The organism is Psychroserpens sp., assembly GCF_047633235.1.
GTDB lineage: Bacteria > Bacteroidota > Bacteroidia > Flavobacteriales > Flavobacteriaceae > Psychroserpens.
In genome coordinates, this window is the sequence record NZ_JBLIET010000022.1 from 1 (window position 1) to 14,497 (window position 14,497).

Annotated in this window: 12 protein-coding genes; 4 read left to right on the top strand and 8 right to left on the bottom strand. The window is 33.0% G+C overall.

Annotation, left to right across the window (positions count from 1 at the left end; genetic code table 11):
- From ACJAZK_RS08750 to ACJAZK_RS08760, 3 genes are all read left to right on the top strand, one after another.
- A partial coding sequence (locus ACJAZK_RS08750; protein ID WP_415223601.1) for a gliding motility-associated C-terminal domain-containing protein occupies window positions 1-3,345 on the top strand: 3,345 nt, incomplete at its 5' end.
- A 12-nt stretch (window positions 3,346-3,357) separates the two neighbouring features.
- A complete protein-coding gene (locus ACJAZK_RS08755) occupies window positions 3,358-4,275 on the top strand; it encodes a type IX secretion system membrane protein PorP/SprF (RefSeq protein WP_415223602.1) in 918 nt (305 codons plus the stop codon).
- 104 nt (window positions 4,276-4,379) lie between these two features.
- Window positions 4,380-6,308: an OmpA family protein gene (locus tag ACJAZK_RS08760; protein WP_415223603.1), complete on the top strand. Its 1,929-nt coding sequence runs from the start codon at window positions 4,380-4,382 to the stop codon at window positions 6,306-6,308.
- 597 nt (window positions 6,309-6,905) lie between these two features.
- Here the strand turns inward: ACJAZK_RS08760 and ACJAZK_RS08765 are convergent.
- The gene (locus tag ACJAZK_RS08765) at window positions 6,906-7,400 is read right to left on the bottom strand and encodes a CAP domain-containing protein (protein ID WP_415223604.1); all 495 of its coding nucleotides are present in this window, start codon (window positions 7,398-7,400) and stop codon (window positions 6,906-6,908) included.
- A gap of 233 nt (window positions 7,401-7,633) precedes the next feature.
- On the bottom strand, window positions 7,634-8,281 hold the full coding sequence (pdxH, locus tag ACJAZK_RS08770; protein ID WP_415223605.1) for a pyridoxamine 5'-phosphate oxidase: 648 nt from the start codon (window positions 8,279-8,281) through the stop codon (window positions 7,634-7,636).
- An 82-nt stretch (window positions 8,282-8,363) separates the two neighbouring features.
- Between pdxH and ACJAZK_RS08775 the strand changes: the two genes are divergently transcribed.
- Window positions 8,364-8,792 carry a hypothetical protein gene (locus ACJAZK_RS08775; RefSeq protein WP_415223606.1) on the top strand — a complete coding sequence of 143 codons (429 nt, stop codon included), beginning with the start codon at window positions 8,364-8,366 and terminating at the stop codon, window positions 8,790-8,792.
- Window positions 8,793-8,872: 80 nt separating this feature from the next.
- Here the strand turns inward: ACJAZK_RS08775 and ACJAZK_RS08780 are convergent, their stop codons facing one another.
- The 6 genes from ACJAZK_RS08780 to rpsA form a co-directional block, all read right to left on the bottom strand.
- Window positions 8,873-9,778 (bottom strand): ribonuclease Z, encoded by a 906-nt coding sequence (locus ACJAZK_RS08780; protein ID WP_415223607.1) that lies wholly within the window; start codon window positions 9,776-9,778, stop codon window positions 8,873-8,875.
- A 10-nt stretch (window positions 9,779-9,788) separates the two neighbouring features.
- Entirely contained in the window at window positions 9,789-10,211 is a 423-nt protein-coding gene (locus ACJAZK_RS08785; protein WP_415223608.1) for a hypothetical protein, read from the bottom strand.
- Window positions 10,212-10,282: 71 nt separating this feature from the next.
- A complete protein-coding gene (locus ACJAZK_RS08790; RefSeq protein ID WP_415223609.1) occupies window positions 10,283-10,615 on the bottom strand; it encodes a ribonuclease Z in 333 nt (110 codons plus the stop codon).
- 4 nt (window positions 10,616-10,619) lie between these two features.
- The gene (locus ACJAZK_RS08795) at window positions 10,620-11,549 is read right to left on the bottom strand and encodes an aspartate carbamoyltransferase catalytic subunit (protein ID WP_415223610.1); all 930 of its coding nucleotides are present in this window, start codon (window positions 11,547-11,549) and stop codon (window positions 10,620-10,622) included.
- Between the two features lie 5 nt (window positions 11,550-11,554).
- Complete coding sequence (gene pyrR, locus ACJAZK_RS08800) at window positions 11,555-12,094, bottom strand: bifunctional pyr operon transcriptional regulator/uracil phosphoribosyltransferase PyrR (RefSeq protein WP_415223611.1); 540 nt, start codon at window positions 12,092-12,094, stop codon at window positions 11,555-11,557.
- 321 nt (window positions 12,095-12,415) lie between these two features.
- A complete protein-coding gene (gene rpsA, locus ACJAZK_RS08805; RefSeq protein ID WP_415223612.1) occupies window positions 12,416-14,275 on the bottom strand; it encodes a 30S ribosomal protein S1 in 1,860 nt (619 codons plus the stop codon).
- Window positions 14,276-14,497: the final 222 nt, after the last annotated feature.

The following is a 14,497-nucleotide window of genomic DNA, read 5'->3' on the forward strand; positions in this document are numbered from 1 at the left end:
CAAACAATTACGATTCAAGATACTACTGCTCCAACATTTACCGTTCCTGCAGATGTAACACTTGAATGTGATGTAGATTTAACTGATATGTCTTTAACTGGTGATGTTACTGATGAAGCTGATAACTGTTCAACAGAGCTTGAAGCTGTATTTACGGATGCTGTTGCTGATGGTGATTGTGCTAACGCATCTGTAATCACAAGAACTTGGTCATTAACTGACGATTGTGATAATACAACAACTCTAGTGCAAACAATTACGATTCAAGATACTACTGCTCCAACATTTACCGTTCCTGCAGATGTAACACTTGAATGTGATGTAGATTTAACGGATCTGTCTTTAACTGGTGATGTTACTGATGAAGCTGATAACTGTTCAACAGAGCTTGAAGCTGTATTTACGGATGCTGTTGCTAATGGTGATTGTGCTAACGCATCTGTAATTACAAGAACTTGGTCATTAACTGACGATTGTGATAATACAACAACTTTAGTACAAACAATTACGGTTCAAGATACCACTGCTCCAACATTTACCGTTCCTTCAGATGTAACACTTGAATGTGATGTAGATTTAACGGATCTGTCTTTAACTGGTGATGTTACTGATGAAGCTGATAACTGTTCTACAGATCTTGAAGCTACATTTACAGATGCTGTTGCTGATGGTGATTGTGCAAACGCATCTGTAATCACAAGAACGTGGTCATTAACCGACGATTGTGATAATACAACAACTCTAGTGCAAACAATTACGATTCAAGATACCACTGCTCCAACATTTACCGTTCCTGCAGATGTAACACTTGAATGTGATGTAGATTTAACTGATCTGTCCTTAACTGGTGATGTTACTGATGAAGCTGATAACTGTTCAACAGATCTTGAAGCTATATTTACGGATACTATTGCTAATGGTGATTGTGCTAACGCATCTGTAATTACAAGAACTTGGTCATTAACTGACGATTGTGATAATACAACAACTCTAGTACAAACAATTACGATTCAAGATACTACTGCTCCAACATTTACCGTTCCTGCAGATGTAACACTTGAATGTGATGTAGATTTAACTGATCTGTCTTTAACTGGTGATGTTACTGATGAAGCTGATAACTGTTCAACAGAGCTTGAAGCTGTATTTACGGATGCTGTTGCTAATGGTGATTGTGAAAACGCATCTGTAATCGCAAGAACGTGGTCATTAACTGACGATTGTGATAATACAACAACTCTGGTTCAAACAATTACGGTTCAAGATACTACTGCTCCAATATTTACCGTTCCTGCAGATGTAACACTTGAATGTGATGTAGATTTAACTGATCTGTCTTTAACTGGTGATGTTACTGATGAAGCTGATAACTGTTCAACAGAGCTTGAAGCTACATTTACAGATGCTATAAGTTCTGGTGATTGTGCAAACGCATCTGTAATCACAAGAACGTGGTCATTAACCGACGCGTGTGATAATACAACAACTTTAGTACAAACAATTACGATTCAAGATACCACTGCTCCAACATTTACCATTCCTGCAGATGTAACACTTGAATGTGATGCAGATTTAACTGATCTGTCCTTAACTGGTGATGTTACTAATGAAGCTGATAACTGCTCAACAGAGCTTGAAGCTGTATTTACGGATGCTGTTGCTAATGGTGATTGTGAAAACGCATCTGTAATTACAAGAACTTGGTCATTAACTGACGATTGTGATAATACAACAACTCTAGTACAAACAATTACGATTCAAGATACTACTGCTCCAACATTTACCGTTCCTGCAGATGTAACACTTGAATGTGATGCAGATTTAACTGATCTGTCCTTAACTGGTGATGTTACTAATGAAGCTGATAACTGTTCAACAGAGATTGAAGCTGTATTTACGGATGCTGTTGCTGATGGTGATTGTGAAAACGCATCTGTAATCACAAGAACGTGGTCATTAACTGACGCGTGTGATAATACAACAACTCTAGTACAAACAATTACGGTTCAAGATACTACTGCTCCAACATTTACCGTTCCTGCAGATGTAACACTTGAATGTGATGCAGATTTAACAGATGTGACCCTAACTGGTGATGTTACTGATGAGGCTGATAACTGTTCTGCGGAACTAGATGCCAACTATGTAGATTCCATTGCGGAAGGTAATTGTGCAAACGAATCAATTGTTACAAGAGTTTGGACAGTAATCGATGACTGCGAGAATGCAACAGCATTTGTACAGACAATTATAATCCAAGATACCACTGCACCAACATTTACAGTGCCTGAAAGTATTACCATAGAATGCACTCAAGATGCAACTGATGTATCGATTACTGGTGATGTAACTGACGAAGATGATAATTGTTCTACAGAACTAGAAGCGACATTTACAGATACTATTACAGAAGGTGATTGTCCTAATAATTCTTCGATAGCAAGAACTTGGATACTAACAGATGAATGTGATAATACAACAATATTAACGCAAACCATAACTATTATTGATTCGACAGCTCCAACTTTGGTTGGTGTTTTAGAAAATGAAATAAATATAGCTTGTAGTGCTATTCCTGCAATTCCGGATCTTGTATTTGAAGATGCTTGTTCTACAAATATTACAGTCGAATTTAATGAAATATCAACTTCTGATGGTACAGTAACCGATTATGCAATAATTAGAGATTGGTTTGTTTCAGACGAATGCGGAAATGAAACTGTTTTCACTCAAACTATTAATGTAGTTGTTGCAACCGATATACCAGTTGAAGATGAAGATTTATGTATTGGTGAAGATTTTGATTTCGACTTATTTAATTTACTAATAGGAGATTATGATCCCGACGGTGTTTGGACTGTAACTACAGGAAACGCTACAATTGATGGAAGCTTCTTTAATCCTAACTCGTTATTAGACACTAATGGTGATTATACAAATGATCAATTAGTTGCATATGAATTCACATATACATATGCTGGTTCATGTCCAGGAGAAGCTACGGTAACTATTAATTTAAATGATGAGTGTATTGTATTACCATGTGGTCAAGATGATCTAGTTATATCTACAGCGGTTACGGCGAACTTTGATGGCGTTAATGACACCTTTGCAATAACAGGAACAGAAGACTGTGGCTTCGTTTATGAATTACAAATATTTAATCGCTGGGGAGCAAAAATATACGACAATCCAAATTATCAAAATGACTGGAATGGTGCAGCATCTAGTGCTTCTGTAGGAAATTCAGAATTTGTTCCAACAGGTACCTATTATTACATATTGAATATAAGGAATAGTGGATTAAGACCTGTTACAGGACCAATCTACGTTTCAACAAAATAAATCTTAACCTATATGAAATTAGTAAAGTTTAACATCATAGCATTTATACTATTCAGTAGTTGGATGGGAGTTGCGCAGCAACTTCCGCAGTTTACTCAGTATATGTATAACACTATTTCAATAAATCCTGCATACGCAGGAAGTAGAGAAACATTAAGTGTTGTTGGTTTACATAGAAGTCAATGGGTTGGTCTTGAAGGAGGTCCACAAACTCAAACACTTTCTATTCACGCACCACTGCGAAATGAAAGAATTGGATTAGGGTTTTCATTTATTAATGATAAACTTGGATTCCAAAATTTTTCTTACTTATATGCAGATTTTTCATATACCATTCCTACTGGAGGTAAAAGTAAGCTTGCCTTTGGCATGAAAGCCGGTTTTACTAGTTATAGTTTAGATTCAGACTTTCAGCAATCTCAAACTAATGATCCTGTGATTTTTGGATTTGAAGATCGCTGGAAACCAAATATTGGAACTGGAGTTTACTGGCATAGTGAAAAATGGTATTTAGGCCTTTCTGCACCGCGTATTTTAAATACCGACTACACAGGTGATGCAGAGTTTCAAGCATTAGAAAGAATTAGTTATTATGTCACTGGTGGCTACGTGTTTGACTTAAGTGAAAACACAAAGTTCAAACCTGCAGCACTTTTGAAAACTACTAATGGTGCCCCGCTATCTTTTGATCTTACAGCAAATTTTTTATTCTATGAAAAATTTTGGGCTGGAGCATCTTATAGAATTAACGAACGTGCGGCTGCTTTAGGCGCCATTGCAGATTTTCAAGTATCAAAGCAGCTGCGAATTGGCTATGCGTATGAGTACCCATTATCTGATTTGAGACCGTACACCAGTGGTACTCATGAAATACTGTTAATGTTCGAAGTCTTTAAAAGCAAGCGTATTAAATCACCTAGATACTTTTAAAAAACCTATCATCATGAAACATCTTTCATTTACACTTAATCAAAAGTAAAAAACGACTATTTGGATGTTCCATATGACTGTTGAAATACAATAAATAAAAACACATGAAATCAAAGTTTTTAATCTTAATATTTGCTCTGAGTAGTAGCGTTTTGATTGCCCAAGAAAAACTTGCTGATAAATTTTTTAGCAACTACGGATATCTCAAAGCAACAGAACTTTATGAAGAAGTTCTAAAAAAAGGAGATACAAGTCTTCACGTTTTATCTCGTTTAGGAGATTGTTATTACAACAATTCTAAATCTGAAAAAGCTGCCTTTTGGTATGCTAAAGCTCTAAAATACGATGAAAAGAATATCAATCCAGAATATATCTATAAACAGATACAGTCTTTAAGAAGTTTAGGTAACTATGAAGAAGCCGATTCTTGGATGGAAAAATTCATGGCGATTCAAAACAACGATACACGAATAAAAGATTATAATCCTGAGAACATTGCTAAATATAGCGAGCTAACAAATTCTGACAGGAGCAATAACGTAAAAATTCAAAATTTACCTTTTAATTCTAAATATTCAGATTTTGGATCATTCGTTCATAATGGACAATTATATTTCGCATCATCAAGAAATATAGATGACAAGAAATTATATAGCTGGAATCAAGAACCCTTTTTGGATATTTATCAAGTAGAGATTGATAAAAAGCAAGACACTGTAATTTTTGGTACTCCTGATTTTATTACTGCTGAAGAAGTAAATACAGACTTCCATGAAGCTTCGGTAGCCATTACCAATAACGGAAATACCATGTATTTTACAAGAGATAATGTTGGTAGAGGTAACAAAAAAGTAGATTATGACAAAAAAGGAACGACACATCTTAAATTATACAAAGCCTCACTAGTTGGTGAGCAATGGACAAATATTGTTGAATTACCTTTTAATGATGAGGTATTCTCAACGGGTCACCCAACATTGAGCCCAAATAACAAACAGTTATATTTTGTATCAGATCGCGAAGGAGGTATTGGTAATACAGATATCTATGTCGTAGATATAGAAGATACAAACACCTATTCGCAACCGAGAAATCTAGGAGAAAAAATTAATACAGAAGGTCGTGAGATGTTTCCATTTGTAGCGAAGGATAGTACATTTTATTTTTCTTCTGATGGTCATCTAAATCTTGGTTTCTTAGATATTTTTAAGTCTAATATAATTAAAGACGATACCGCTACACCAGAAAATTTAGGCGCACCATATAATAGTGGTTTCGATGACTTTGCATACTTCAAGAATGACTCCCAAGTAGAAAATGAACTCACAGGCTATTTTTCATCGAACAGACCTAATGGCGAAGGTAGTGATGATATTTATGGATTTGATGCGTCTATTTGTACTCAAGTTATTCAAGGAATTACTAGAAATAAAAACGATAATAACATTTTATCAGAAGTCGTAGTTAAGTTAATCAATGAAGTTGGTAAAGTTATTTCTGAAGTTAAAACTGGTACCGACGGAAGCTATGAGTTTACTGTGGATTGCAACAAGTACTATACAGTAACAGGTAGTAAAGATGATTTTAAAGACATCCAAAAGAAAATTACGACAGAAAATCAACATGAGAAAATAAATAATGCTGATTTAGACTTAGACTCTTTAATAAACAATAGTCAAATTGTAATTAATCCTATTTTCTTTGATTTTGATAAATCAGATATCAGAACAGATGCTCAATATGAACTAGAAAATATTGTAGACGTCATGAGAGCGCATCCAAAAATGGTAATTAAGATTGAATCTCACACAGATAGTCGTGGTCGTGATAATTACAATTTAAAGTTATCAGATAGAAGAGCTAAATCTACAATGGAATATATCATATCTAGAGGTATTATAAAAAATAGAATAGAAACTGCTATAGGCTATGGAGAATCTCAATTACTTAATAAATGTGCAAATGGTGTTAAGTGCACCCAAGAAGAACACCAATTAAACAGACGGTCTTACTTCTATATTTTAAAAGAATAAGATTATTATCTAATCTAAATTTGCTAGAAAAAAGGCTCGTTAATCGAGCCTTTTTTTTTGTAATGGTTTGATCTATTAAATAAATAGATTGAATAGCGTTAAATAGTATTGATATATAATATTCAATCATTTGTCTTATAGCTCTTGAAAAAAATTGAATGTTTTGTTACACTTGAAAAACATGTATTTAGTATATGGAAACCCAATATTCTTGTGGTTACTTTAAATATATGTGTATATCAAAGCATGAAATGATAGTGAGATTATCGCTAATGAAAAGAAGTTATAATTCAGTATGTTACATAAATAATAGAACAGATTATTAGTTTTCATAACTAATAATACGTCGGTAAACTTCTGTTTTTTTTACTCGTAAACTAAGTCATGAATAACGCTAGTCACCCACAAATAAAATTTAGATATTAAGTAATTCGATTCTATAATTTTTGCAGAATTAATACAATAGAAGAACATAGATAATATAAGACTACATTGGATTAAACAATGATTAAGTTTAATCCATAAAAAAAGCCACAACTAGACTTCTCTACTGGTGGCTTCAAAACAATGATTCGCTATTAATCAGTTTTTAAAAATTTATCTTTTAATAAAAATGTTAGTAAAATACCATTTTCCTTCTGCATTTTGTTCTGCGGAAATATCAAAGTCTGTATAATCCCCTTCTATATTATGTTTATGTCCTTCACTATTTAACCAAGCGTTTACAACAGATTGAGCAGAACTATAAGCATAAGCAACATTCTCTGAAACTTTAGATGCGTTAGTATTGTCCATTAAACTGTTTTTACGTTGGTAAAAATTATCATGAGACACATTATTCGCTTCAACCATATAACCTGTGTGTGTGAATGCTACAGCCTTGATTATCTCGTGGTTATTTAAAGCTTCTAAACCAACGTTTATTCTGTGGGCATTGATTAGTTCTAAAATTTCAATCTCTATATTTTTTGCTGCTGGAGGCACTGGTAATGACATGCTGTCAATTGTCTCACTTGGAAAGTCTTCTGAAGAACAAGAAAACGATAACATTGCAATTAATACCATTATAGGTATAAACTTAGTAGGTTTCATAATGTAGGTTATTTAGATTTGGTAATTTAGAATTGGGGTTCTAAACTAATTTCCTATAAAACCAATCATTTAGAACAGGGCAGTAATAAATAATTGTATTTTATATCGTAAATATATACATTATTGTTGTTTTACACGTTTATAAGTACATCTTATCGATGAAATGCATTATTAATAAAGATTAATCTTACAAACATTGACATTTTTCAATAAACGTAAAAGAATAAAGTAGGTTATGGAGACAAACGATCCAATTTCCAATTGAAATCTTCATCCAGTTTATAACGTAGTCTATCGTGTAATCGATTAGGTCGTCCTTGCCAAAATTCAATTTCTATAGGTTTTACTACAAAACCTCCCCAAAAATTAGGGCGTTTTATTTCTTGTCCTTCGAATTCAATTTCTAAGTTTTTAAGTCGCTCTTCAAGAATTTCGCGACTCTCTATCACTTCACTTTGATGAGAAACTAAAGCACCAAGCTGACTTCCTCGAGGTCTAGATTCAAAATAACCATCACTAATATTTTCTGCGATTTTTTCAGCTTTCCCTTTTATTATGATTTGTCGTTCTGCAGCAGGCCAAAAAAAAGAAAGACATACATTTGGGTTGTTTATAATTGCCCTACCCTTTTCACTGTCATAATTAGTATAAAAGATGAAGCCTTCAAAAGTGTATTTCTTTAACAACACCACTCTACTCTTAGGATAACCATCACCACCAATAGTACTTATAGTCATGGCATTGGTTTCTCCAACATCAAAATGTTCATCTACTTCATGAAACCACTTTTGGAATAACTCCATTGGGTTATCACTCACACTATTTTCAAGTAATTCTTGTTTTTCGTATGATTTTCTATAATTGCCTAAGTCTGTATTCATTAGATATTTTTAAACGATTTAGTATTATTTTTCTTTCTTTGCGTCATTTATTTCTTATAAATTTAAGCAATAATCGCCTCCCATGAAATTTGAAAGCAGTAAATATTCTAAACTTTTAGAATATAAAAAAATTGAGTTTCCCTTTGGGAATTTTTATATTACCAAACAATTTGTCATATCAGAGTTAAACGAAGGCATCCATGTAGACCATATAATAGCGGGAGAGATAGTAGCCCATTTTTCTGAACACATTAAAAGAAATATAAAAATTGGATATATTGCTAATCGCTTCAACCCTTACTCTATCGAACCGCAATTATGGCGTGAATTTAGTAATGAATATGACTTTTTAGTAGCTAGTGCAGTAGTTTCGTATAGTGACTTTGGCTATCTTAATTCTTCCTTAGAAAAGCACTTTTTTAAGAACAGCCTCAAGAGATGTCGGAGTTTAAATGAAGCTATAGAATGGATGATGGAATTAGATGAATTAAAAAAGGGAATTCAATGTTAAAAAGACATCACTTCGATATTTAAAAAAAAAGTTTCTAAGTACATATAACAAATCAAAATTTAAACTAAATATTTAGAAGACTAAAACTCAAACGTTTTACCATCTCTCGATAATTCAACATTAGGAAAAATAACTTCGGCTTCGGCTTTAAATTCATTTAATCCATCATATCTCGTAGAGTAGTGTCCTAAAATCAACTTGCCAACATTCGCTTTTTCTGCAATTCTAGCGGCCTGTTTAGCTGTTGAATGTTTAGTAGGTTTTGCCAAAGCCTCATTTTTTTCAATAAAAGTGGATTCATGATACAACACATCTACCTCTTTTATTATAGGAATAATAGACTCGCTATAAGCAGTATCACTGCAAAATGCATAGCTTTTAGATGGTTTTGGGTCTTTAGTTAATATTGAATTTTCAATCATTTTACCTCGATTGTCTGGCACATCTCCTCCTTGTTTCAATTTTCGGTAATAAGCCATATCAATATTTGCATTTAATATCGCATTCATATCTAGCTTACGCTCACCTAGCTTTTCTTTGAATAGAAATCCATTAGTATAGATGCGATGATCTAAAGGTATTGTGTGTACTTCAACCTTATCATCTTCGTAAATTAACTCTGAAGATGTAGAGGTCAACTCATGAAAAATCAATTGATAATTGGTCCAAGAATTAGATAATTTCATTTGCATTGTTATCACTTCCTTCAACCCCTTTGGCGCATAGATATGTAAATCTGCTTCACGAGTTAACAAATTAAATGTTGAAATTAAACCGGCTAATCCAAAACAATGATCACCATGTAAATGCGAAATAAAAATATGTTTTACTCGACTAAACTTAATCTTATTTCTTCTCAACTCAACCTGAGTACCTTCCCCACAATCTATTAAAAACGTATGGTTTTTAATCTCAAGAACCTGAGCAGTAGGATTTGTATTTATTTTAGGGGTTGCACTATAGCAACCTAGTATGGTTAGTTTCAAATGATATGGATTATTCTATTTCAATTTGTCTTTTAATTAATTCCAATTGTTTTCGAGCAGGGTTTTTATTAGGGAATTTTGAGATAATAAAATCTGAATGCTTTTTGCTTTTGGCTACAATTTCATAGTAAAGATCATCGTTCTGATTTAACATTACATCATCAATTTCTGCAAGAGGAAATCGTTCCTTTTTAAATACAAAAACAAATACATGAATTCCCTTAACAATTTCTCCATTTACAATAGATACTCGCCTAGACATAGTAATCAGTGTAACCAATGAGAAAAAAGACATGTAATTTACAATACTCTTGTATACAGGGTACGCGACAGCATGGTCTGCAACAACCAAAACAAAAACTATTAGCACTAATAGAATTGAGAAAGTTATCGCGTTTAAAAACCGCTCTTTAGACAATGTAACATCTTTCATTTGTAACTGTCAAATTAATAGTTTTACCGTTAAAATAACTTAACGAATAACGGCTCAACATCTCAACACGTTTATATACCCAAATCACGCTCCATAATCTCCATTTCAATAACATCAAAGGCCTCTTTAGTTGATGGCACAACAATGATTTCATCTGGCATTTCATCGAGATTTGCACTATTTGAGACAATTACGAAAGAGTGTTTTGCTTTTCTGTGTTTATTTGATAACTGCAGAAACTCAACAATATCTGCCAACTTAACATCATCCAGTTTTGTGATGTTCACAATAATATTGTTATTTTTAAAACGATCATAAAGGATATCAATTTTTTTAACAAGTTCTACTATTGACGTTTTTTCTTGCGTGATTATGGTCGTATTACCGTCTTGGTCTATAAACATGATTTTAATGTTTTATTTTAGATGCTAATAAATATATGACTGCCATTCTAACCGCTACACCATTTTGAACTTGGTCTAAAATAATAGCTTGGTCAGAATCTGCAACATCACTTGTAATCTCAACACCTCGATTAATTGGGCCAGGGTGCATAATGGTAATTTCTTTATCTAGAGAATTTAAAAGTGCTTTATTAACGCCAAATTGTTGTGTGTATTCTCTAGTTGATGGAAAATAACTAATATCCATTCGTTCATTTTGAACGCGTAACATATTGGCAACATCGCACCAATTTAATGCTTTTCGTAAATTAGTTTCTACTTTTACTCCTAGTTCTTTTATATACTTTGGAAGCAATGTTTTTGGTCCGCAAACCATCACATTTGCACCTTGTAATTGCAGTGCATAAATATTTGACAAAGCGACTCTACTATGCAGAATATCTCCCACAATTACTACATTTTTTCCTTTAACATCGCCAAGACGTTCTCTAATAGAATAACTATCTAATAACGCTTGCGTTGGATGCTCGTGGGCACCATCTCCTGCATTTATGATGCTTGCATTAACATGTTTAGATAAAAATACACCAGCTCCAGGATTAGGGTGACGCATAACTACCATATCTACTTTCATAGATAGAATATTATTAACGGTATCTATAAGTGTTTCTCCTTTTTTGACCGAAGATTGCGATGCCGAAAAATTAATAACATCTGCCGAAAGACGTTTTTCTGCTAGTTCAAAAGACAATTTTGTACGTGTAGAATTCTCAAAAAACAAGTTAGCAATTGTAATGTCCCTAAGCGAAGGCACTTTTTTAATGGGTCTATTAATCACTTCTTTGAAATGATCTGCAGTTTCAAAAATTAATTGAATATCTTTTATATTTAGATATTTAATTCCTAATAAGTGATTGACACTTAGTTCGCTCATAAGTATTAACTATTAATTAAATAAACCGAATCTTCTCCATCATTTTCAACCCAGTTTACTTTTACTTTTTCTTCATTAATGGCATCTACTTGACGACCTCTATAATTAGGTTGTATTGGTAAATGTCTGCTAAATCGCCTATCAATTAGCGTGAGTAACTCAATTTCATTAGGTCTTCCAAATGATTGTATAGCGGTCAATGCGGCTCTAATACTTCGACCTGTATACAAGACATCATCAATAAACACAATATTCTTATCTTCAACAATAAAGTCTATTTCTGTCGTATTGGCTTCTAATATTTTTTCTCCGCGTCTAAAATCATCTCTATAAAAAGTAATATCTAGATGACCCAATTTTATGTTTTTAATCTTGTAATTGGTCTTTAACATTTCAGCAAGACGATTCGCAAGAAATTTCCCTCTAGGTTGTAACCCTATAAGAACAGTATTAGAAAAGTCGTTATGATTTTCAATAAGTTGGCAAGCCAATCGATGAAGAATGATGTTTAGCTCTTTAGCATTAAGTAACACTTTTTGACTCATATAATTTTCCAAACCTATTTGTTCAACAAAGTTAAGTTAAAAATGTTGAAGTTAAAAGGTCTTTTAGATTGTTAAAGAATTGTTTCTAGTCATAAAAACGAATAGACACAATAATATTAATGATAAAGTGTGTAAACAGACAATATTCAAAATATAAACCACTTTATAAAACACAAATCCAATTATAATTAATATAATTTTAATAGTGCCTATTCTACTATTCTCATTATTCCAAATATTAAAACAAAAAAAAGAGCCAATCATAAATGAAAGGCTCTTTTCAGTATTAAAAACTAGATTCCCGTTTTCACGAGCACGAGATTATTTTTTCCCATCTAATTTATCTTTAAGTGCTTGTAAAGCTTCATTAGCATCACCTAAAGTTGGTTTCGATTCTGCTGCTTGAGACACTTGCTTCTTAACAGCTGCTTTTACATTTGCCATTTCTTCTTCTTTGAAGATAGCAGTATGAGAAGCCACTACACGTTTAAATTCCTTATTGAATTCAATAATTTTAAACTCTGCAGACTCACCTTTCTTAAGCTTAGTTCCGTCTTCTTTTTCTAAGTGACGTTGTGGTATAAAAGCAACGATATCCTCGTTAAAGTCAATTGTAGCTCCTTTATCAACGATTTCTCCAATTTCTGCAGTATGAGTTGTTCCTAGAGCGAACTCAGTTTCATACTTATCCCAAGGGTTCTCTGTTGTTTGTTTGTGACCTAAAGATAATTTACGTCCTTCAACATCTAATTCTAATACAACAACATCTAAAGTATCACCTACGTTAGTAAACTCACTTGGATGCTTGATTTTCTTAGTCCAAGATAGATCTGAGATATAAATCAACCCATCAATACCTTCTTCTAATTCAACAAAAACACCAAAGTTTGTAAAGTTACGTACGATACCTGAGTGCTTAGAACCTACAGGATACTTCGTTGTAATATCTGTCCATGGATCTTGCGATAATTGCTTAATACCAAGAGACATCTTACGATCTTCTCTATCAAGTGTTAAGATTACTGCATCTATTTCGTCTCCAACTTTTACAAAGTCTTGAGCAGAACGTAAATGTGTTGACCAAGACATTTCACTTACGTGAACTAATCCTTCTACACCTTCTTCTACTTCTACGAATGCACCGTAATCTGCAATAACAACAACCTTACCTTTTACTTGGTCACCAACTTTAACAGTGTCACCTAAAGCTTCCCAAGGATGCTTGCTTAATTGCTTAAGACCTAATTGGATTCTAGACTTATCTTCATCGAAGTCTAAGATTACCACGTTTAATTTTTGGTCTAATTCTACGATTTCATTTGGATGATTAATTCTAGACCAAGATAAATCTGTGATATGAACTAATCCATCAACTCCTCCAAGATCAATAAACACACCGTAAGACGTAATATTCTTAACGATACCTTCTAGTACTTGACCTTTTTCTAATTGACCAATGATTTCTTTTTTCTGTTCCTCAATATCAGCTTCAATAAGAGCTTTATGAGATACTACAATGTTTTTGAATTCGTGGTTGATTTTCACAACTTTAAATTCCATTGTTTTATTTACATACTGGTCGTAATCCCTAATTGGTTTCACATCAATTTGTGAGCCTGGTAAGAATGCTTCAATACCAAATACGTCAACGATCATACCACCTTTAGTTCTGCATTTCACAAAACCATTAACGATTTCACCAGTGTCATGCGCATTATTAACACGTTCCCATGCTTTAATTACACGTGCTTTTCTGTGAGATAATACTAATTGACCAGTTGCATCTTCACGCACATCAATTAATACTTCTACTTTGTCACCAACTTTTAAATCTGGGTTGTAACGAAACTCATTAAGAGAAATTACACCTTCAGATTTTGCATTGATATCAATAATAGCATCACGATCTGATAAATGAATAACTGTACCTTCAACAACTTCGTCATCTAATGTGTCAACGAAATTCTCTGATACTAGTTTTTCAAACTCTTCTAATTGCTTTTCATCGACAGGATCAATTCCTTCTTCGTAATTGTGCCAATTAAAATCTGCTAAGAATTGTTCTGGGTTTACTTTTGTCTCCTCAACTATTGGAGTTTCAACAGTTGTAGTTTCAGTAGTTTCTGTTGTTGTAGCTTCAGTAGTTTCTACTTCGACTTTTTTTGTTTCTTTTTCAGACATTTGCTGAATTAAAATTTGTATTCTGTATGCTTTGAAAGAATCAAGCGATAACACACAGAAGCGTTATTGTTATTTTTGTTTGTTCCCTTTGTCTTTCTAATAGTTCGCCAAAAAGGAGTGCAAAAATACATTTTATTTACTACAAAACAAAATATTTACATGATTGTCTAATCTATTGAATTTCAGATTTTAATAATGTTAAAAAATCAATGATATTGGTAA